Raw genomic sequence first — 20,633 nt, forward strand, 5'->3', positions numbered from 1 at the left:
GGGGAGCGGGGCCGGGCGTGATCCGCGCCCGGCCCCGCTGACGTCACCAGCCGCGGGCGCGCCACTGGGGCAACGCGGGGCGTTCCGCGCCGAGGGTGCTGTCCTTGCCGTGACCCGGGTAGAACCAGGTCTCGTCGGGCAGCCTGTCGAAGAGCTTGTGCTCGACGTCGTCGATGAGTGACGCGAACCGCTCCGCGTCCTTGTCGGTGTTGCCGACCCCGCCCGGGAAGAGGCTGTCGCCCGTGAACAGGTGCGGCGTGCCCGCCGGGTCGCGGTAGAGCAGGGCGATCGAGCCGGGGGTGTGCCCCTTGATGTGGATGACCTCCAGCGCGCAGTCGCCGACCGGCACGCTGTCGCCGTCGGTGAGCGTCTCGGCCCCGATCGGCAGCCCGGCCGCGTCGTCGGCGTGCACCAGCGGGCGGGCGCCCGTCTTGGCGACCACCTCCTCCAGCGCCACCCAGTGGTCCATGTGCTGGTGGGTGGTGACCACGGTGGCCAGCCCGGCGTCGCCCACCAGGTCGAGCAGCCGGGGTGCCTCGTTGGCGGCGTCGATCAGCACCTGCTCGCCGGTGGCCCGGCACCGCAGCAGGTAGGCGTTGTTGTCCATCGGGCCCACCGACACCTTCGTGATGGTGAGCCGGTCGAGCTCGCGTACGGCCGGCGCGCCGCCGGGCGTGACGTCTCCGCTGTAGGTCATGAGGTTGCCTAAATCCATTCCGGTGGTCGCGGCAGAGGACCGTCGGGGGTGACGGTCAGCACGGTGCCGGGGCTGCGGCCGATCAGCCACGCGGCGAGTTCGCAGGCGGCGCCGGTGATCGTCGGCGCGTCGGCCCGGTCGCCGACGACCAGCTCGTGCCGGCTGCCGTCGAAGCGCAGCACCATCGGCGGCACGTCCGTCCGGTCGGCGAGCCCGCCGGCCACCTCGTGCAGCAGCCGCTGGCCGAACGCCTCGGGCCAGTCGGCCGGCCGGTAGCCGGCGTCGAGATCCACGTGGTGCACCTCGATCTCGCGCAGCCGGCCCCAGACCAGCATGGCCGCCGGCCAGGGGCCGCGCCGCGTCTGGACCGTGGCCGCCCATGCCTCGACCGGCATCGCGGCGACCGCCTCGGCGAACCGGTCGGCGGAGCGGCGCAGGTCGTCCAGCTGGGTGGCGGGTGGGCGGGGAGCGCCGGCCTCGATGTCGGCGTCCCGGGCCGTCGCGGAGGCGTACATCGGGATCGGCTCACCGGTGCGGGCCGCGGTGAGCAGGTTGACGAAGCCGTCGGCGTTGCGGGCCAGGTGGGCCAGGACGTGGCCCCGGCTCCAGCCGGGCAGCAGCGACGCGGCGGCCAGGCCCGCGCCGTCGAAGGTGCCGGCGGTCCGCAGCAGGCGGCCTGCGGCCGCGTCCACCTCGCCCGTCAGCAGCAGCGGATCCGTGGTCACCCACCGACCCTATCCGCCGCTCGGGCCCGCGTCGCCGGGGAAATCGCTTTCGGCGGGGCGTGCCGCGTCCTACCGTCGGCGTCGAACGCGGCACCGGGCAGACGGGGGAGGTGGTGGCCATGCCGGTAGCAGCACGCGTCCGCCACTCGCTCCGACACCGATGAGGATGCCATGACCATCGACCTGACCGCCCTCGGCTGGGACGCCGACCGGGCGGCACACGTACCACGACGCGGCGGCCACCGCCCGGGCCGGGTGGCCCGGGTGGACCGGGGGGTCTGCACCGTGCTCTGCGCGGACGGCCCCGTCCGCGCCACCCTGGGCGGGGCCGTCCTGGCCGACGCCGCCCGGGACCTGACCCGCCTGCCCTGCGCGGGGGACTGGGTGCTGCTGGGCACCTGGCCCGACCGCAACGTCACCGTGGAGGCGGTGCTGCCCCGGCGCACCGCCCTCGTCCGGCGCACCGCCGGCAAGGACGCCAGCGGCCAGGTGCTGGCCGCCAACCTCGACGCCGCCGCGGTCGTCGAGCCGGTGCATCCCGAGCCGGACGTCGGCCGGATCGAGCGGCTGCTCTCCCTGGCGCACGAGTCCGGCGCCCGGCCGCTGGTCGTGCTCACCAAGGCCGACCTGGCGGCCGACCCCGGGGCCGTCGCGCGCCAGCTCGCCGGGATCGCCCCGGGGGTGCCGGTGCTGGCGGTCAGCGCCGAACGCGGCACCGGGCTCGACCCGCTGCGCGCCGAGGTGCTGCCCGGCCGCACGCTCGGCCTGCTCGGCCCGTCCGGCGCCGGCAAGTCGAGCCTGGTCAACGCGCTCGCCGGGGCGGCGCTGATGCCGACCCAGGCGATCCGGCGCGTCGACGGCAAGGGCCGGCACACCACCACCTGGCGGGCGCTGCTCCCGGTGCCCGGCGGCGGCGCCGTGCTGGACACCCCCGGGGTGCGGGCGGTCGGCCTGCTGGACGGCGCGGCGGGCCTGGACCGGGCGTTCGCCGACATCGCCGAGCTGGCCACCGGCTGCCGGTACGGCGACTGCGGGCACGACGGGGAACCCGCCTGCGCGGTGCGCGAGGCGCTGGAGAGCGGCGACCTGCCGACCCGGCGCTGGGAGAGCTGGCGCCGGTTGCAGCGGGAGATCGCGTACGAGAGCCGGCGGCGGGAGACCCGGCTGGCCGCGGAGCGGCGGGGCGGCTGGCGTTCCGGCCGTCGGCGGGCCGCCCGCCCCTGACAGCGGGCGGGCACGCCCGGGCGGGGTGAGTGCGGGCGGGGCCGGTCGTCGACCGGCCCCGCCCGTTCCGGGTGCGTGGCGAACCGGGCTGAGCTGGGGAAACATCCCGGCGAGGGAAACTGTCGTACCTCGGGGCTAGAGTTGCCGAGGCGCCCTTCTGCGCGCCCACCACCACTCAGACAGCCTCCAGAGAATCGCTCGACAACCGCTCAGGATCGCCATGGAGCGGACATTTCCTCCTCATCGTCTTCACCCGGGAGTACACGGACAGTGGCCGACCGACTGATCATCCGTGGCGCGCGCGAGCACAACCTGCGTGACGTCAGTCTCGACCTGCCCCGGGACGCCCTCATCGTCTTCACGGGCCTCTCCGGGTCGGGCAAGTCGAGCCTGGCCTTCGACACGATCTTCGCCGAGGGGCAGCGCCGCTACGTCGAGTCGCTGTCGTCGTACGCGCGCCAGTTCCTCGGCCAGATGGACAAGCCGGACGTCGACTTCATCGAGGGCCTGAGCCCGGCGGTCTCCATCGACCAGAAGTCCACCTCGCGCAACCCGCGTTCGACGGTGGGCACCATCACAGAGGTCTACGACTACCTGCGGCTGCTCTTCGCCCGCATCGGTGAGCCGCACTGCCCGGTCTGCGGGGAGCGGATCTCCCGGCAGACCCCGCAGCAGATCGTCGACCGGGTCCTCGCGATGACCGAGGGCACCCGGTTCATGGTGCTCGCGCCGGTGGTGCGCGGACGCAAGGGCGAGTACGTCGACCTCTTCGCCGAACTCCAGGCCAAGGGCTACGCCCGGGCCCGGGTCGACGGCGTGGTGCACCCGCTGACCGAGCCGCCGAAGCTGAAGAAGCAGGAGAAGCACACCATCGAGGTGGTGATCGACCGGCTCACCGTCAAGCCGAGCGCCAAGCAGCGGCTGACCGACTCGGTCGAGGCCGCCCTGGGCCTGTCCAACGGCCTGGTGCTGCTCGACTTCGTCGACCTGCCCGAGGGCGACCCGGAGCGTGAGCGGCGCTACTCCGAGCACCTGGCCTGCCCCAACGACCACCCGCTCGCCATCGAGGACCTGGAGCCCCGGGTCTTCTCCTTCAACGCGCCCTACGGGGCGTGCCCCGAGTGCACGGGCATCGGCACCAAGAAGGAGGTCGACCCCGAGCTGCTCGTCCCCGACCCGGAGCGCACCCTACGTGAGGGGGCGATCCAGCCCTGGTCGACCGGGCACAACCTGGAATACTTCCTGCGTCTGCTGGAGGCCCTCGGCGAGGCCGAGCACTTCGACGTCGACACCCCCTGGCGGGCCCTGCCGTCGCGGGCGCAGAAGACGATCCTGCACGGCTCCGGCGACCAGGTGCACGTGCGCTACCGCAACAAGTTCGGCCGCGAGCGCTCCTACTACACCGGCTTCGAGGGTGTGGTCCAGTGGATCGAGCGCCGGCACAACGACACCGAGTCGGAGTGGTCGCGGGAGAAGTACGAGGGCTACATGCGCGACGTGCCCTGCGCGGCGTGCGGCGGCGCCCGGCTCAAGCCCGAGGTGCTCGCGGTGACCCTGGCCGGCAAGAGCATCGCCGAGGTCTGCAACCTGTCCGTCGGCGAGGCCGCCGACCTGCTCGCCGGCATCGAGCTGACCGACCGGCAGAAGATGATCGCCGAGCGCGTGTTGAAGGAGATCAACGCCCGGCTGAGGTTCCTGCTCGACGTCGGCCTGGACTACCTCTCCCTGGACCGGCCGGCCGGCACCCTCTCCGGCGGCGAGGCGCAGCGCATCCGGCTGGCCACCCAGATCGGCTCCGGCCTGGTCGGCGTGCTCTACGTGCTCGACGAGCCGTCGATCGGCCTGCACCAGCGGGACAACCACCGGCTCATCGAGACCCTGGTCCGGCTGCGCGGGCTGGGCAACACGCTGATCGTGGTCGAGCACGACGAGGACACGATCCGTACCGCCGACTGGATCGTCGACATCGGCCCCGGAGCGGGCGAGCACGGCGGCAAGATCGTGCACAGCGGGTCCGTGCCGGCGCTGCTGGAGAACCCGGAGTCGGTGACCGGGGCGTACCTGTCGGGCCGCCGGTCGATCCCGACCCCGCAGGGGCGACGTCCGCAGACCCCCGGCCGGGAGCTGGTGGTGCACGGGGCCCGCGAGCACAACCTGCGCAACCTGACCGTCTCGTTCCCGCTCGGCCAGCTCATCGCCGTCACCGGCGTCAGCGGCTCCGGCAAGTCGACGCTGGTCAACGACATCCTCTACACGGTGTTGGCCAACCAGATCAACGGGGCCCGACTGGTCCCCGGCCGGCACACCCGGGTCTCCGGCCTGGAGCACGTCGACAAGGTGGTCGGCGTCGACCAGTCGCCGATCGGCCGCACGCCGCGGTCCAACCCGGCCACCTACACCGGGGTCTGGGACCACGTCCGCAAGCTCTTCGCCGAGACCACCGAGGCCAAGGTCCGGGGGTACGGCCCCGGCCGGTTCTCGTTCAACGTCAAGGGCGGTCGCTGCGAGGCGTGCTCCGGCGACGGCACGATCAAGATCGAGATGAACTTCCTGCCCGACGTGTACGTCCCGTGCGAGGTCTGCAAGGGCGCCCGCTACAACCGGGAGACCCTGGAGGTGCACTACAAGGGCAAGACCGTCTCCGACGTGCTGGAGATGCCGATCGAGGAGGCGGCCGAGTTCTTCTCCGCCATCCCGGCGATCCACCGGCACCTCAAGACGCTTGTCGACGTCGGCCTCGGCTACGTCCGGCTCGGCCAGCCGGCGCCGACGCTGTCGGGCGGCGAGGCGCAGCGGGTCAAGCTCGCCTCGGAGTTGCAGAAGCGCTCCACCGGCCGGACGGTCTACGTCCTCGACGAGCCGACCACCGGCCTGCACTTCGAGGACATCCGCAAGCTGCTGATGGTGCTGGAGGGCCTGGTCGACAAGGGCAACACGGTGATCACCATCGAGCACAACCTCGATGTGATCAAGTCGGCCGACTGGCTGATCGACATGGGCCCGGAGGGCGGTCACCGGGGCGGCACGGTGCTCGCCACCGGCACCCCCGAGGAGGTCGCCGAGGTCGCCGAGAGCCACACCGGGCAGTTCCTGCGGCAGGTGCTCAGGCTCGACGGCGAGGCCAGGGGCGCGGCGGCGGCCACCTCCCGGGCGGCCAAGGCCAACGGGGCGAAGTCCCGCTCGCGCAAGGTCCCGGCCGGAGCCCGCTGACGCCCGTGCCGGTGCCCACGGGCCGGGCCGGGGGCACCCGAGGTCGCCGATCAGGTGAATTGTCGGGCACAGTGATCCGGGTAGACGAGTGCGGCCGCGGATCATCACCAGGCGGCGGCAGCCGACAGAGAGGCGAGGCATGAGTGACGATCAGGAGCTGACCGGCCCGGCGACGGGGACGCGGCGCGTCTTCCTCACGGGCGCGGGCGCCGTCGGTGCCGCGGTGGTCCTGTCCGCCTGCGGCAGCGACGACTCCGGCGACGGGGCGCCCCCGACCAGCGCCGGCCCGGCGGTCCCCAGCACCGGCGACGCGGGCGGCGGCGACCGACAGGGCGCGCAGTCGCTGGCCCGCACCACCGACATCCCGGTCGGCGGCGGCGCCGTGTTCGCCGCGCAGGGCGTGGTGATCACCCAGCCGACCGCGGGCGAGTTCAAGGCGTTCGACCCGATCTGCACCCACCAGGGCTGCCCGGTGTCGAACGTCGACGGCGGCACCATCAACTGCACCTGCCACTTCAGCAAGTTCTCGATCGAGGACGGCTCGGTGAAGGGCGGCCCCGCCACCAAGCCCCTCGCGCCGAAGAACATCAAGGTCACGGGAGACCAGATCTCGCTGGCCTGACCGGTCCCGTGCCGGCCGGCGGCCCACCCGGGCCGCCGGCCGCGCTCAGGTCGCCGGGACGGACGCGTCGGCCGCCGGCCGTGGCGCCGCCGCCGGGGTTTCCCGCAGGGCGGCCGGCGGCAGGATCCGCTCCAGCAGCAGGATGCCGCCGGTGCCGGCGGCGTTGAGCAGCGCCAGGACCAGCCAGGGAGCGGCGGTGCCGATCTCGTAGAGGGTGCCGAAGAAGGCCGGCGCGATCATCGAGGCGATGGCGAAGGAGTACTGGAACGCCGCCAGGTAGCGGCCCCGGGCGGCGGCCGGCGCGACAGCCGCGGCCAGCGCGGCCGACGCCGGTGCGTGCACCAGCTCCGCGACGGTGAACAGCAGCGTCGTCGCGGTCAGCAGCGCGACGACCATGCCGAGGCTCCCCGGGCCGACCGTGGCCATGGCGAGGCCCCAGGCCGTCCACAGGCCCGCCGCCAGCGCGATCACGCGGGTGCGGCGGTGGCGTGGCAGGCGGGCCCCGACGGGCGCGGACAGCAGGGCCACGAGGAACGCGTTGCCGGCCAGGATGGCGGAGGTCAGCCAGGCGGGGCCCTGCGCGTCCGTGAGCATCACCGTGGGCAGGGCCAGGCCGAGCATCATGCTGGTCAGCGCGAAGACGGTGTTCAGGCCGATGAGGGCGAGGAACGGCCGGTCGCGGACCAGCGCGCCGTACCCCGCGCGCCCCGGGCCGGCCGGGCGGGCGGCCGCCGGCGGGGTCCGTACGCATATGGCGATGAGCACCGCGGCGAGGGCGAAACACGCCGCCGCCGCGTAGGCCACCGCGCGGTAGGTGCCGGCCCGCCCGTCCGCCACCACCAGCCCGGTGGCCAGGCCGCCCACCGCCAGCCCGGCCGTACGCGCGCCGTTGCTGATCGCGTACCAGGTGTCCCGGGGCCAGGAGCCCGGGCGACCGTCGGCGTAGTCGGCCACCGCCGTGAAGACGGCGGACCAGAAGAACCGCACGCCGACGGCGACCAGCGCCGCCGCCACGAAGACGCCGACCGGCCCCCGCACCCAGGCGTACGCGAGGTAGCCGGCCGCCTGGAGCACCTGGGAGGCGACGACCACCGGCAGCGCGCCCACCCGGTCCGCCAGTGCCCCCGCCCACAGCGGCACCGGGAGGGTGAGCACGGTCGCGGCGCTGATCAGCACCCCGAGCAGCGCCAGGGGCACGTCGGTCAGCCGCAGGAAATACACCAGGGACAGCGGCAGGAACAGCCCGTTGCCGATCGAGTCGACGGTGAGCGCCGCCACGAGGACCGCGCCTCCCCGGCTGTGTCCGGCGGGGTTCGTGCCCATCTCACCGTGCTCCCCCCGCGTCGGCCGGCCCGTGGGCGGAGGTTAGCCGGAAGCGCCACCCGGCGGCACCGGAATAACCGGCGCCCGGGCCGCCGCCCTCGCCCACGGAACGATGCCCTGACCCTCCGCCGTCGCGGGCGGGGCGGCGGGCGCGGGTCCGGGGGGCTGTCGGGGGCGCGGACTAGGCTTGCGGCCGTGGCTGACCCCTCGACCTACCGCCCCGCACCCGGCACCATTCCGGAGTCACCGGGGGTCTACCGCTTCCGCGACGGCACCGGCCGGGTGATCTACGTCGGCAAGGCGAAGAACCTGCGCAGCCGGCTCAACTCCTACTTCGCCGACCTGTGGGGCCTGCACCAGCGCACCCAGCAGATGGTCACCACCGCCGAGTCGGTGGACTGGGTCACCGTCGGCACCGAGGTCGAGGCGCTCCAGCTCGAATACACCTGGATCAAGCAGTACGACCCGCGCTTCAACGTCCGCTACCGCGACGACAAGTCCTACCCCTACCTCGCGGTCACCCTCGACGAGGAGTTCCCCCGGTTGCAGGTGATGCGGGGCGCCAAGCGCAAGGGGGTGCGTTACTTCGGGCCCTACTCGCACGCCTGGGCGATCCGGGAGACCCTCGACCTGCTGCTGCGGGTCTTCCCGGCGCGCACCTGCTCGGCCGGGGTGTTCAAGCGGGCCGGGCAGGTCGGCCGTCCCTGCCTGCTGGGCTACATCGACAAGTGCTCGGCTCCCTGCGTCGGCAGCGTCACCCCGCAGCGGCACCGGGAGATCGTCGACGGCTTCTGCGACTTCATGGCCGGCCGCACCGACACCATGGTGCGCCGGCTGGAGCGGGAGATGACCGAGGCCAGCGAGCAGTTGGAGTTCGAGCGGGCCGCCCGGCTGCGCGACGACGTGGCCGCGTTGCGCCGTGCGATGGAGAAGCAGACCGTCGTGCTCGGCGACGGCACCGACGCCGACGTGGTCGCGTTCGCCGACGACCCCCTCGAAGCGGCCGTCCAGGTCTTCCACGTCCGCGACGGTCGGGTCCGTGGCCAGCGCGGCTGGGTGGTGGAGAAGACCGAGGAGTTGAGCACGGGCGACCTGGTGCACCACTTCTGCACGCAGGTCTACGGCGGCGAGCAGGGCGAGGCCGACGTGCCCCGCGAGCTGCTCGTGCCGGAGTTGCCCGCCGACGCCGACGCGCTGGCCGACTGGCTCTCCGGCCACCGGGGCAGCCGGGTGACGCTGCGGGTGCCGCAGCGCGGCGACAAGCGGTCCCTGCTGGAGACGGTCGAGCGCAACGCCAAGGACGCCCTCGCCCGGCACAAGCTGCGCCGGGCCGGCGATCTCACCACCCGGGGCAAGGCGCTCGACGAGATCAGCGAGGCGCTCGACATGCGCACCTCGCCGTTGCGCATCGAGTGTTTCGACATCTCCCAGATGCAGGGCACCGATGTGGTGGCCAGCATGGTCGTCTTCGAGGACGGGCTGCCCCGCAAGAGCGAATACCGGCGCTTCGTCATCCGTGGCGCCACCGACGACCTCTCCGCCATGTCGGAGGTGCTGCGCCGCCGCTTCGCCCGTTATCTCGACGCCCGCGCCGAGACCGGCGAGGTGGGCGTCGAGCCGGCCGACGACCCCGCCGCCCCGGCCGGGCAGGCCGGGCCCGACGAGCCCCGGGTCGGCGCCCTGGTCGACCCGACCACCGGGCGACCGCGCAGGTTCGCGTACCCGCCACAGTTGGTGGTGGTCGACGGCGGCGCGCCACAGGTCGCGGCGGCGGCCCAGGTCCTGGCCGAGCTGGGCATCGACGACGTGGCGCTCTGCGGCCTGGCCAAGCGGTTGGAGGAGGTCTGGCTGCCCGACGACGAGTTCCCGGTCATCCTGCCGCGCACCTCCGAGGGGCTCTACCTGCTGCAACGGGTGCGCGACGAGGCGCACCGCTTCGCCATCACCTTCCATCGGCAGCGGCGCTCCAAGCGGATGACCGAGTCGGAGCTGGACAAGGTGCCCGGCCTGGGGGAGGTGCGCCGCAAGGCGCTGCTGCGGCACTTCGGCTCACTCAAGCGGCTCTCCGCGGCCACGGTGGAGGAGATCACCGAGGTGCCCGGCGTGGGCCGGCGCACCGCCGAGGCGATCCTCGCGCGGTTGACCGGCGGAAGCGTCGAGCCGGCGGAACGGGGCGGCGCGGGCTGACGCGCGCCAGGGGATCGCCGGCGGGTCGCGGGTGGTCTACCGGACGGCGTCGAGGTCGACGGGCGCGCCCGGTAGGTCGTCCGGGTTCGGCGGGCCGGTCATGAGCGCGTCGAACACGAGGTGCAGGTAGCGCGCGGGCTGCGTGGCGACAGGTCCCGGCAGCCGGTCGGGGTGGCAGGCGAAGACGTTCAGCAGCAGGACGACGTCGCCGGTGCCGACGTCCTGCCGGACCAGCCCGTCCCGCTGCCCGCGACGGACGAGGTCGTCGAGGAGTTCGAGCCACTCGTGCCGGGCCCGGGCGAACGACGGGCTGGCGTGGAAACTCTCCGTGGGCAGGTCGGCCAGCGCGGCGGCGAGGGCGCCGCGGCCCGGGTCCGCACACCAGTCGACCAGCCCGCGCAGCGCCGTCCGCGCGTCCCGGCCGCTCTCGCCGAGCTGGCGGGTGACGGCCACGAGATCCGTGACGTACTCCTCGGCGACAGCGGCGATGAGTGCCTCACGGGTGGGGAACCGGCGGTAGAGCGTGCCGATGCCGACGCCGGCCCGGCGGGCGATCAGGTCCATCGGGGCGGCGAGCCCCTGTTCGGCCACCATCGCCCGGGCGGCGGCGAGGATCTTGCCGAGGTTGCGGGAGGCGTCCGCCCGCAGCGGCTCGGGTCCCGCGTCGCCGATCTTCATCCTGACCCCTATCCGGAACGCCTTGTTCCGGTTACCGTATCCCGCGTAACCGGAAGGCTGTATTCCGCTTAGGGGGATCTCGTGATCGTGGTGACCGGGGCGTCCGGACAGATCGGTCGGTCGCTGATCGAGCAACTCGACCGGTCGGGCGCGCCCCGCCGGGCGGTCGTGCGGCAGCATCGGCACGGTGCGGAACTGGGCGGCGACTACGTCCTCGGCGACTTCGGCGAGCCCGAATCGATCCGGCGGGCCCTCGTCCCGGGGGCGCGACTGCTGCTGAACGGCGCGCTCGGGCCGGATTTCGTGGCGCAGCAGCGGGCGCTCATCGACCTCGCCGCCGAGGTGGGCATCGCGCACGTCGTGAAGGTGTCGGTGCGGGACGCCGCCCGAGGCGGGCTGCTCGGCCTCGGCATGCACGGCGAGGTCGAGGCACACCTGAAGGACTCGGGGCTCGGCTGGTCGATCCTCCAGCCGGTCGGCTTCATGCAGAACCTCTTCACCGAGGTCGCGTTCGACGGCGACCAGGGCCGGTTCCACGGCTCCTACGGCCCGGGCCGGGTGGGCTACATCGACGCCAGGGACATCGCGGCGGTGGCCGCCGTCCTGTTGACCGGGACCGTCGAGCGGAACGGGACGCTGGTGCTGACCGGACCCGACGCGCCGACGCACGAGGAGATCGCCGAAACGCTGACCCGGACCCTGGACCGGCCCGTGCGGTATGTCGACCTGACCGTGCCCGCGATGGCCGAGCGCCTCCGCGTGGCCGGGTTGCCGGCCGCCGCGGCCGACGATCTCGCCGACCTGATGCGCCTCGTCGGCGACGGTCGTTGGGCGAGCACGACGACGACCGTCCGCGACCTGACCGGCCGCCCGGCTCGTACGCTCGCCGACTTCGTGGCCGAGCACGCCGGCCGCTTCCGCTGACGCCGTGGGCCGACGGAGCCGGGTCGGCGGCGCGGCGTGCCGGTGGCGTCGTGCCGGCAGCCGGCGAGGTCAGGCCGGATCGGCACCCTCGGCCAGCACGGCCAGGATCTGCTCGCCGTACTTCGCGAGCTTGTTCTCGCCGACGCCCCCGACGCCGGACAGCTCGGCCAGCGACGTGGGCGCGTCGGTGGCGATCTGCCGCAGCGTGGCGTCGTGGAAGATCACGTACGCCGGGACGCCCTGCTCCTTGGCGGTGGCCCCTCGCCAGGCGCGCAGCCGCTCGAAGACCCCGGCGGCGGTCGGGGACAACTCGGCGACGACGGTGGCCGCCCCGCGTGGCTTCGCCGACCGGGACGAGGCGACCTTCTCCGGCTCGCGGCGCATCATCACCGTGCGGCGGCGGCCCAGCACCTCCGCGCTGGCCTCCGTCAGGGCCAGCGTGCCGTAGTCGCCCTCGACGGCCAGCAGCCCCTCGGCGAGCAGTTGCCGCACCACACCGCGCCACTCGGCCTCGCGCAGCTCGCCGCCGATGCCGAAGACGGTCAGCGAGTCGTGGCCGTACTGGCTGACCTTGTCGGTCACGCGGCCGAGCAGGATGTCGACGCAGTGCCCGGCGCCGAAACGCTGGTTGCGTTCCCGGTCCAGCCGGAACACCGTGGAGAGCAGCTTCTGCGCCGGGACGGTGCCGTCCCAGGACTCCGGCGGATCGAGGCAGGTGTCGCAGTTGCCGCAGGCGGCGGTGGCCTGCTCGCCGAAGTAGTCGAGCAGTTGGCCGCGCCGGCAGCGGACCGTCTCGCACAGGGCGAGCATCGCGTCGAGATGGGCGCCGAGATTACGCCGGTGGGCGAGGTCGCCCTCGGAGGTCTCGATCATCTTGCGCTGCTGCACCACGTCCTGGAGCCCGTACGCCAGCCAGGCCGTCGACGGGAGGCCGTCGCGCCCGGCGCGGCCGGTCTCCTGGTAGTAGCCCTCGACCGACTTCGGCAGGTCGAGGTGGGCGACGAACCGGACGTCGGGCTTGTCGATGCCCATGCCGAAGGCGATGGTCGCCACCATCACCAGCCCGTCCTCGCGCAGGAACCGCTGCTGGTTGCGGGCGCGGGTGGCCGCGTCCAGGCCGGCGTGGTAGGCCAGCGCGGCGACGCCGTTGGCGGTGAGGAAGTCGGCTGTCTTCTCCACCGAGGCGCGGGAGAGGCAGTAGACGATGCCGGCGTCGCCGGGGTGCTCGTCGCGCAGCAGGCCCAGCAGTTGCTTGCGCGGCTCCCGCTTGGGCACGATGCGGTACTGGATGTTGGGCCGGTCGAAGCTGGCCACGAAGTGCCGGGCGTCGGTCAACTTCAGCCGGGTGGCGATCTCGGCGCGGGTCGCGCTGGTGGCGGTGGCGGTGAGCGCGATCCGGGGCACGTCGGGCCAGCGCTCGTGCAGCATCGACAGGGCGAGGTAGTCGGGGCGGAAGTCGTGGCCCCACTGCGACACGCAGTGCGCCTCGTCGATGGCGAACAGCGCGATCCTGCCCCGGTCGAGCAACTGCTGCACGCCGCGGGTGCCCAGCGCCTCCGGGGCGAGATAGAGCAGGTCAAGCTCGCCGCCGACGAACGCCCGCTCCACCGCGCGGCGGGCGTCGAGATCCAGGGTCGAGTTGAGGAAGCCGGCCCGGACGCCGACCGCGGTGAGCGCGTCGACCTGGTCCTGCATCAGCGCGATCAGCGGGGATACCACCACCGCCACGCCGTCGCGGACCAGCGCCGGGATCTGGTAGCACAGCGACTTGCCGCCACCGGTGGGCATCAGGACCAGCGCGTCGCCGCCGGCCACCACGTGGTCGATCACCTCCTGCTGGAAGCCGCGGAAGGCGTCGTAGCCGAACACCCGGCGCAGCACCTCCAGGGCGTCGGAGGAGCGCAGGTCGGTGGGGGAAGCCATCCGGGGATTCTACGAACCCTGCCCGACAACCCCGCGGGACACGACCCTGCCGCGGCGAACAAGTTTCGTCACCCCGGCCTGGACGCGATCGCCCTGGCCGGAGATCTTGGTGAGTTTCGGCCCTTCGAGGGGCCGAAACTCACCAAGATCTCGCTCACCCTCGTCGTCGCGCCTAGACGGCGGTGGGTCGCTCAGCCGGGCTGGGCGGACTTCTTCGCCAGTGCGCGCGGCGGGGCCTTCATCCCGACCACGATGTCGACGATCTCGATGTAGCGGGCCTTGTTGCCCATCCGGAACGCCGTGGCCGCCGCGTTGATCTCCTCCAGCGTGTCCGCCTCGACCATGGTCACCTGGTCGTAGCGGCCGTTGACCCCGGTGCAGACCACGTGGGTGAGCTGCTTGGCGAAGCGCCCCAGGTCGCGCGCGTGCTCGGCGGAGACCTCGTGGATGCCCTCCCGGCCCAGGGCGAAGTATTCCGGGTTGATCCTCATGAACAGGAAGCCGACATATTTGTTCTTTTCCGCCAGATCGTGCATCCCGCCTCCAGAAACCGGCCGCCACCTGCGGCGATTGCGTGCAGCGTATGAACACTCACTGATCGTCATCAAGGCGTCCGCCTGTCGGGAGCGCGACCCTCGCGCCGCAGGCCCGACCGGCTGCCGCGGCGGTCGCCAGCACCGCGGCGGCGCGGCGTGGGGCGTGTCGGCAGCGCACGGGCGGTGCGGGATAGAGTCGCAGATTGACCACGCGGCCGGGGGTGTCGGCCGCGGCGCCACGGCTTGGGGGTAGTTGGGTGAGCGAGGCGCGTACGGCCGAGGATCGGGACGCGACGGTGACCGGGGAGCAGACACCGGCGGAGTCGGACACCACCCTCGTGGTGGTCACCGGTCTCTCCGGCGGCGGCCGCAGCACGGTGGCCCGGGCGCTGGAGAACGTCGGCTTCTACGTGGTGGACAACCTCCCCCAGGCGCTGATGCTCGACATGGCCGAGCTGGCGTTCAAGGCGGGCGGGGCGGCCCGCCGCACGGCCATGGTGCTCGACGTACGCTCGCGCGCCTTCTCCACGGACCTGGCGGGGGCGATCCGGGAGCTGAAGGAGCGCGGCTTCTCGCCCCGGGTCGTCTTCGTCGACGCCGACGACGAGGTGCTGATCCGGCGGTTCGAGAGCGTCCGGCGGTCGCACCCGTTGCAGGGCGACGGACGGCTCGCCGACGGCATCGCGGTCGAGCGCGGCCTGCTGGAGGAGGCCCGCGACAAGGCCGACGTGATCATCGACACCAGCCACCTGAACGTCAACCAGCTGCGCCGCCGGATCGAGGAGCTGTTCGGCGGCGAGGACGCGCGCCGGCTGCGGATCACCGTGATCTCCTTCGGTTTCAAGTACGGCCTGCCGCCGGACGCCGACTTCGTGCTCGACGCCCGGTTCCTGCCCAATCCGTACTGGGTGCCCGAGCTGCGTGAGCACACCGGCCGGGAGGAGGCGGTCAGCTCGTACGTGCTGGGTCAGGAGGGCGCGGACGCGTTCGTCACGTCGTACGCCGACCTGGTCAACGCCACCACAACCGGGTTCGAGCGGGAGGGCAAGCGCTACCTCACCGTGGCGGTCGGCTGCACCGGCGGCAAGCACCGCAGTGTGGCCATCGCCGAGGAGCTGGCCGCGCGGCTGCGTCACTCGGGTCTGGCCGCCAACGCCCAGCACCGTGACCTGGGGCGCGAGTGACGGCGACGCGGGTGGTCGCCTTCGGGGGTGGGCACGGCCTGTCCGCCTCGCTGCGCGCCCTGCGTCGGTGCGCCCCGGAGCTGGATCTGGACATCACGGCAGTGGTGACCGTCGGTGACGACGGCGGCTCCAGCGGCCGACTGCGGGCCGAGCGGGGCGGCCTGCCCCCGGGCGACCTGCGGCAGGCGCTGGTCGCGCTGGCCGGCGACCATCCCGCCACCCGGCGCAGCGCCGGGCTGTTCCAGCACCGCTTCGTGGAGGTGCCGGGGTCGCCGGCCGGCGGTGTGGAAGGGCACCCTCCTAACGTTTCCGGTAGAGGAAGGGCCCCTTCCACACCGGCATCGCGCGAACGCGGCGGCGCCGGCGCGGCCCGCCCGGACGGGGCGACCGGGCACGACGGGTTGACCGGGCACGCGGTCGGCAACCTGGTGCTCTGCGGGCTGATGGAGCTGCTCGGCGATCCGGTGGCCGCCCTGGAACACGCCGGAGCGATGCTCGGCGCGGTCGGCCGGGTGCTGCCGATGTCCTGCGAGCCGGTCGGGATCGAGGCGCGGGTGCGCGGCGCCGACCCGCGCCGGCCGGACGAGGTGCGGACCATCACCGGCCAGCACCAGGTCGCGGTGACCACCGGCCGGGTGGAGTCGCTGTGTCTCACCCCCGCCGCACCGGCGGCCTGCCCGCAGGCGGTGGCCGCGATCGGCGCGGCCGACTGGCTGATCTTCGGACCGGGCAGTTGGTACACGAGCGTGCTGCCGCACCTGCTGGTGCCGGAGTTGGCCACCGCGATCGTGGCCAGCCCCGCCCGGCGGCTGGTCACCCTGAACCTCGCGGCGGAGAAGGAGACCTCCGGGCTCTCCCAGGCCGACCATCTGGCCGCGTTGCGCTGGTACCTGCCGGAGCTGAGGGTCGACCGGGTGGTGGCCGATTCCAAGGCGGCGGGTGACCCCGAACCGGTTGAACGTGCGGCAGAATCGCTGGGTGCCCGACTGGTTCTCGCTCCCGTCGCGGTCACCGACGGCACTCCCCGTCATGATCCGGCCGCCCTGGGCGCCGCACTGGTGCCTGTCCTGGGCGCCGATCGTTAGACACGTACGTAATCTCCGGCGACACGCCGGAACAGGTCCGTGAGGGGACGCACAATGGCGATGACGGCTGCGGTCAAGGACGAGCTGAGTCGGGTCGACGTGCCCAAGCCCTGCTGCCGGCGGGCGGAGATGGCGGCGCTGCTGCGCTTCGCCGGCGGGCTGCACATCGTCTCCGGCCGGGTCGTGGTGGAGGCCGAACTCGACACCGGGGCGGTGGCCCGCCGGCTGCGGCGGGAGATCGCCGAGGTCTACGGCTATCCCAGCGAGATCCACGTGCTCGCGTCCGGGGGCCTGCGCAAGGGCAGCCACTTCATCGTCCGGGTGGTCAAGGACGGTGAGGCACTGGCGCGGCAGACCGGGCTGCTCGACGTCCGGGGCCGCCCGGTGCGGGGCCTGCCACCGCACGTCGTCGCCGCGAACGTCTGCTGCGCGGTGTCGGCCTGGCGGGGCGCGTTCATGGCGCACGGCTCGCTGACCGAGCCCGGCCGCTCCAGCGCGCTGGAGATCACCTGCCCCGGTCCCGAGTCGGCGCTGGCCCTGGTGGGCGCGGCCCGCCGGATCGGCATCACGGCCAAGAACCGCGAGGTACGCGGGGTGGACCGGGTGGTGGTCAAGGACGGCGACGCGATCGCCGCGCTGCTCACCCGGGTCGGCGCCCACTCCAGCGTGCTGGCCTGGGAGGAGCGCCGGGTCCGCCGCGAGGTGCGGGCCACCGCCAACCGGCTGGCCAACTTCGACGACGCGAACCTGCGCCGTTCGGCAAGGGCCGCGGTCGCCGCCGCCGCCCGGGTGACCCGGGCGCTGGAGATCCTCGCCGACGACGCGCCCCACCACCTCACCTCGGCGGGCCGGCTGCGTCTGGAGCACCGGCAGGCCTCCCTGGAGGAACTGGGCGCGCTGGCCGACCCGCCGCTGACCAAGGACGCGATCGCCGGCCGGATCCGCCGGTTGCTGGCGCTGGCCGACAAGCGGGCCCGGGACCTGGGCATCCCGGATACGGAAGCGGCCGTCACGCCCGACATGCTCGTGGTCTGATAGGACGGTGAGGCGTCGCGCCGCGGACGGGATCTCCACCCGCCGCAGCGCGGCGACGCGCGCTCGGATAGGGTCGCTGCGTACGGCAAGGGGGCCGGCACAGGCACTCCTCGTCGTGCCACCGCCTCGGGCGGTCAGGTCCTTCGAGACCGCGGCGGGGTGGCCGAGATGAATCGTCAACGGCCGGCTCCAACGGTCGGCGCATAAACCTCCGCCGGCCCGGGTTCTACGCCGGCGGACCAGAACGCGAGGAGATGGGACCTGTGACCATCCGGGTTGGCATCAACGGCTTCGGCCGCATCGGCCGCAACTTCTTCCGGGCCGTGCTGGCGTCCGGCGCGGACATCGAGGTCGTGGCGGTCAACGACCTGACCGACAACGCGACGCTCGCCCACCTGCTCAAGTACGACAGCATCCTGGGCCGGCTCCCGCACGAGGTGAAGGCCACCGCCGACGAGATCACCGTGGGCGGCAAGACCATCAAGGCGTACGCCGAGAAGGACCCGGCGAAGCTGCCGTGGGGCGAGGCCGGCGTGGACGTGGTCATCGAGTCGACCGGCTTCTTCACCGACGCCACCAAGGCGAAGGCGCACGTCGACGGCGGGGCCAAGAAGGTCATCATCTCCGCCCCGGCGAAGAACGAGGACGTCACGGTCGTCATGGGCGTCAACCACGACCAGTACGACCCGGCCAAGCACACCATCATCTCGAACGCCTCCTGCACCACCAACTGCCTCGCCCCGATGGCGAAGGTCCTGCACGACACGTTCGGCATCCAGCACGGCCTGATGACGACGATCCACGCGTACACGCAGGACCAGAACCTCCAGGACGCGCCGCACTCCGACCTGCGTCGGGCCCGCGCCGCCGCGCTGAACATCGTGCCGACCTCGACCGGCGCGGCGAAGGCGATCGGCCTGGTGCTGCCGGAGCTGAAGGGCAAGCTCGACGGCTACGCGCTGCGGGTGCCGATCCCGACCGGCTCGACCACCGACCTCACCGTCAACGTCAACCGTGAGACCACGGTGGACGAGGTCAACGCCGCGCTGAAGGCCGCCGCCGAGGGCCCGCTCAAGGGCATCCTGGTCTACAACGACGACCCGATCGTCTCCTCGGACATCGTCACCGACCCGGCGTCCTGCATCTTCGACGCGCCGCTGACCAAGGTCGTCGGCAACCAGGTCAAGGTCGTCGGCTGGTACGACAACGAGTGGGGCTACTCGAACCGCCTCGTCGACCTGGTCAAGCTGGTCGGTAGCTCGCTGTGAGCATCCGCACCCTCGACGACCTGCTCGCCGAGGGGGTGTCGGGTCGGCGCGTGCTGGTGCGCGCCGACCTGAACGTCCCGCTCGACAAGCAGACCGGTGACATCACGGACGACGGTCGGATCCGCGCCGTGCTGCCGACGCTCGGCGCGCTGGTGGAGGCCGGCGCCAAGGTGGTCGTCTGCTCGCACCTGGGCCGTCCGAAGGGCGCCCCGGACCCGCAGTTCAGCCTGAGCCCGGTCGCCGGGCGGCTCGGCGAGCTGCTCGGCGCGCCGGTGCACTTCGCCACCGACACCGTCGGCGAGTCCGCCCGCTCCACCGTGGACGCGCTCGCCGGCGGCGAGGTCGCCCTGCTGGAGAACCTGCGCTTCAACAAGGGTGAGACCAGCAAGGACGACACCGAGCGGGGCGCCTTCGCCGACCAGCTCGCCGCGTTCGGCGACGCGTACGTCGACGACGCGTTCGGCGCGGTGCACCGCAAGCACGCCAGCGTGCACGACGTACCGGCCCGGATGCCGCACGTCGCCGGCCGGCTGGTGCTGCGCGAGGTGGAGGTCCTCTCCCGGCTCACCAGCGACCCCGAGCGCCCGTACGTCGTGGTGCTCGGCGGCTCGAAGGTCTCCGACAAGCTCGCGGTGATCGAGGCGCTGCTGCCGACGGTCGACCGGCTGCTGATCGGCGGCGGGATGTGCTTCACCTTCCTCAAGGCCCAGGGCCACGAGGTCGGCTCCTCCCTGCTGGAGGAGGAGATGGTCGAGACCTGCCGCAGCCTGCTGGAGCGCTCCGAGGGCAAGATCATGCTCCCGGTCGACGTGGTGGCCGCCGACGCGTTCGCCCCGGACGCCGCGCACGACACCGTGCCGGCCGACGGCATCCCCAGCAAGCGGGTCGGGCTCGACATCGGGCCGGAGACGGTCGCCGGGTTCGCCGCCGCGCTCAAGGGGGCGCGGACGATCTTCTGGAACGGCCCGATGGGCGTGTTCGAGATGCCGGCGTTCGCCCACGGCACCCGTGGGGTCGCCGAGACGATCGCGAAGAGCGACGCGTTCACCGTCGTCGGTGGTGGCGACTCGGCGGCGGCGGTCCGCGCCCTAGGGCTGGACGAGTCGTCCTTCGGGCACATCTCCACCGGCGGTGGCGCCTCCCTTGAATACCTGGAGGGCAAGACCCTCCCCGGCATCGCGGCCCTGGAGAACTGATGGCGAGCGCCACCCGCCGGCCCCTGATGGCCGGCAACTGGAAGATGAACTGCAACCACCTCGAGGCCAACCTGCTCGTGCAGAAGCTGGCGGCCAGCCTCAACGAGAAGCAGCTCACCGAGGTCGAGACGGTGGTGCTGCCGCCGTTCACCGACCTGCGTACGGTGCAGACCGCCGTCGACGGCGACAAGCTGCTCATCGGCTACGGCGGGCAGGACCTGTCACCGCACGCGTCGGGGGCGTACACCGGGGAGATCTCCGGCTCGATGCTGGCGAAGCTGGGCTGCACCTACGTGGTGATCGGCCACTCGGAGCGGCGGGCCTACCACCACGAGGACGACGCGCTCGTCAACGCCAAGGTGCAGGCGGCGCTGACCAACGGGCTCACCCCGATCCTGTGCGTGGGGGAGGGGCTCGACATCCGCGAGCAGGGAACCCACGTGGCGCACTGCAGCGAGCAGCTCGACGGTGGCCTGAAGGGGCTGACGGCCGAGCAGGTGACGAAGGTCGTGGTGGCGTACGAGCCGGTCTGGGCGATCGGCACGGGCAAGACGGCCACCCCGGAGGACGCCCAGGAGGTGTGCGCAGCGGTCCGCCAGCGGCTGGCCGAGTCCTTCGGCCAGGACACCGCCGACCAGGTCCGGGTCCTCTACGGCGGGTCGGTCAAGTCCTCCAACGTCGCGGCGATCATGGCGCAGCCGGACGTCGACGGGGCGCTCGTGGGCGGCGCGAGCCTGGACGCCGAGGAGTTCGCGAAGATCTGCCGGTTCCCGGAGCACATCACCCGCTGATCGCTCGCTATCCTTGACTCCGCCC

17 protein-coding genes are annotated in these 20,633 nt (G+C 72.9%); 11 read left to right on the top strand and 6 right to left on the bottom strand.

From position 1 onward, the window contains the following. Positions 1–43 precede the first annotated feature (43 nt). Positions 44–697: an MBL fold metallo-hydrolase gene (locus ABZ809_RS15985; RefSeq protein WP_357563244.1), complete on the bottom strand. Its 654-nt coding sequence runs from the start codon at positions 695–697 to the stop codon at positions 44–46. A gap of 8 nt (positions 698–705) precedes the next feature. Next, on the bottom strand, positions 706–1,422 hold the full coding sequence (locus ABZ809_RS15990) for a maleylpyruvate isomerase family mycothiol-dependent enzyme (RefSeq protein WP_357563245.1): 717 nt from the start codon (positions 1,420–1,422) through the stop codon (positions 706–708). A 171-nt stretch (positions 1,423–1,593) separates the two neighbouring features. Between ABZ809_RS15990 and rsgA the strand changes: the two genes are divergently transcribed. The 3 genes from rsgA to ABZ809_RS16005 all read left to right on the top strand — a co-directional run bounded on the left by rsgA (position 1,594) and on the right by ABZ809_RS16005 (position 6,478). Further along, positions 1,594–2,646 carry a ribosome small subunit-dependent GTPase A gene (rsgA, locus tag ABZ809_RS15995; RefSeq protein WP_357563246.1) on the top strand — a complete coding sequence of 351 codons (1,053 nt, stop codon included), beginning with the start codon at positions 1,594–1,596 and terminating at the stop codon, positions 2,644–2,646. A 270-nt stretch (positions 2,647–2,916) separates the two neighbouring features. Continuing rightward, on the top strand, positions 2,917–5,856 hold the full coding sequence (uvrA, locus tag ABZ809_RS16000; protein ID WP_357563247.1) for an excinuclease ABC subunit UvrA: 2,940 nt from the start codon (positions 2,917–2,919) through the stop codon (positions 5,854–5,856). A 139-nt stretch (positions 5,857–5,995) separates the two neighbouring features. After that, positions 5,996–6,478 (top strand): Rieske (2Fe-2S) protein, encoded by a 483-nt coding sequence (locus ABZ809_RS16005; RefSeq protein ID WP_357563248.1) that lies wholly within the window; start codon positions 5,996–5,998, stop codon positions 6,476–6,478. A 45-nt stretch (positions 6,479–6,523) separates the two neighbouring features. Here the strand turns inward: ABZ809_RS16005 and ABZ809_RS16010 are convergent, their stop codons facing one another. Further along, positions 6,524–7,801 carry an MFS transporter gene (locus tag ABZ809_RS16010; protein ID WP_357563249.1) on the bottom strand — a complete coding sequence of 426 codons (1,278 nt, stop codon included), beginning with the start codon at positions 7,799–7,801 and terminating at the stop codon, positions 6,524–6,526. Positions 7,802–7,996: 195 nt separating this feature from the next. On the opposite strand from ABZ809_RS16010, the gene uvrC reads away from it, so the two are divergent. Further along, entirely contained in the window at positions 7,997–9,988 is a 1,992-nt protein-coding gene (gene uvrC, locus ABZ809_RS16015) for an excinuclease ABC subunit UvrC (protein WP_357563250.1), read from the top strand. Positions 9,989–10,024: 36 nt separating this feature from the next. On the opposite strand, the gene ABZ809_RS16020 is transcribed toward uvrC, so the two are convergent. After that, positions 10,025–10,666: a TetR/AcrR family transcriptional regulator gene (locus ABZ809_RS16020; RefSeq protein ID WP_357563251.1), complete on the bottom strand. Its 642-nt coding sequence runs from the start codon at positions 10,664–10,666 to the stop codon at positions 10,025–10,027. Between the two features lie 81 nt (positions 10,667–10,747). Between ABZ809_RS16020 and ABZ809_RS16025 the strand changes: the two genes are divergently transcribed. Beyond that, a complete protein-coding gene (locus ABZ809_RS16025; protein ID WP_357563252.1) occupies positions 10,748–11,590 on the top strand; it encodes an NmrA family NAD(P)-binding protein in 843 nt (280 codons plus the stop codon). Between the two features lie 69 nt (positions 11,591–11,659). On the opposite strand, the gene recQ is transcribed toward ABZ809_RS16025, so the two are convergent. Then, positions 11,660–13,513: a DNA helicase RecQ gene (gene recQ, locus ABZ809_RS16030; protein WP_357563253.1), complete on the bottom strand. Its 1,854-nt coding sequence runs from the start codon at positions 13,511–13,513 to the stop codon at positions 11,660–11,662. 191 nt (positions 13,514–13,704) lie between these two features. Then, positions 13,705–14,049, bottom strand: a complete 345-nt coding sequence (locus tag ABZ809_RS16035; RefSeq protein ID WP_357563254.1) for a hypothetical protein — start codon at positions 14,047–14,049, stop codon at positions 13,705–13,707. A 296-nt stretch (positions 14,050–14,345) separates the two neighbouring features. Between ABZ809_RS16035 and rapZ the strand changes: the two genes are divergently transcribed. The 6 genes from rapZ (at position 14,346) to tpiA (ending at position 20,608) form a co-directional block, all read left to right on the top strand. Further along, a complete protein-coding gene (gene rapZ, locus ABZ809_RS16040; RefSeq protein ID WP_357563315.1) occupies positions 14,346–15,233 on the top strand; it encodes an RNase adapter RapZ in 888 nt (295 codons plus the stop codon). Beyond that, a complete protein-coding gene (locus ABZ809_RS16045) occupies positions 15,230–16,318 on the top strand; it encodes a 2-phospho-L-lactate transferase CofD family protein (protein WP_357563255.1) in 1,089 nt (362 codons plus the stop codon). Before rapZ ends, ABZ809_RS16045 begins: the two co-directional genes overlap by 4 nt. Before the next feature lie 54 nt (positions 16,319–16,372). Then, positions 16,373–17,353, top strand: coding sequence for a DNA-binding protein WhiA (gene whiA / locus ABZ809_RS16050; RefSeq protein WP_132390411.1), 981 nt, complete (start codon positions 16,373–16,375; stop codon positions 17,351–17,353). A gap of 263 nt (positions 17,354–17,616) precedes the next feature. Further along, the gene (gene gap, locus ABZ809_RS16055) at positions 17,617–18,621 is read left to right on the top strand and encodes a type I glyceraldehyde-3-phosphate dehydrogenase (RefSeq protein WP_357563256.1); all 1,005 of its coding nucleotides are present in this window, start codon (positions 17,617–17,619) and stop codon (positions 18,619–18,621) included. After that, on the top strand, positions 18,618–19,817 hold the full coding sequence (locus tag ABZ809_RS16060; protein WP_357563257.1) for a phosphoglycerate kinase: 1,200 nt from the start codon (positions 18,618–18,620) through the stop codon (positions 19,815–19,817). Before gap ends, ABZ809_RS16060 begins: the two co-directional genes overlap by 4 nt. Next, on the top strand, positions 19,817–20,608 hold the full coding sequence (gene tpiA / locus ABZ809_RS16065) for a triose-phosphate isomerase (RefSeq protein WP_357563258.1): 792 nt from the start codon (positions 19,817–19,819) through the stop codon (positions 20,606–20,608). The genes ABZ809_RS16060 and tpiA overlap by 1 nt, the downstream gene beginning before the upstream one ends. Positions 20,609–20,633 lie beyond the last annotated feature (25 nt).

It is taken from the genome of Micromonospora sp. NPDC047074, assembly GCF_040643815.1.
Classification (GTDB): Bacteria; Actinomycetota; Actinomycetes; order Mycobacteriales; family Micromonosporaceae; genus Micromonospora.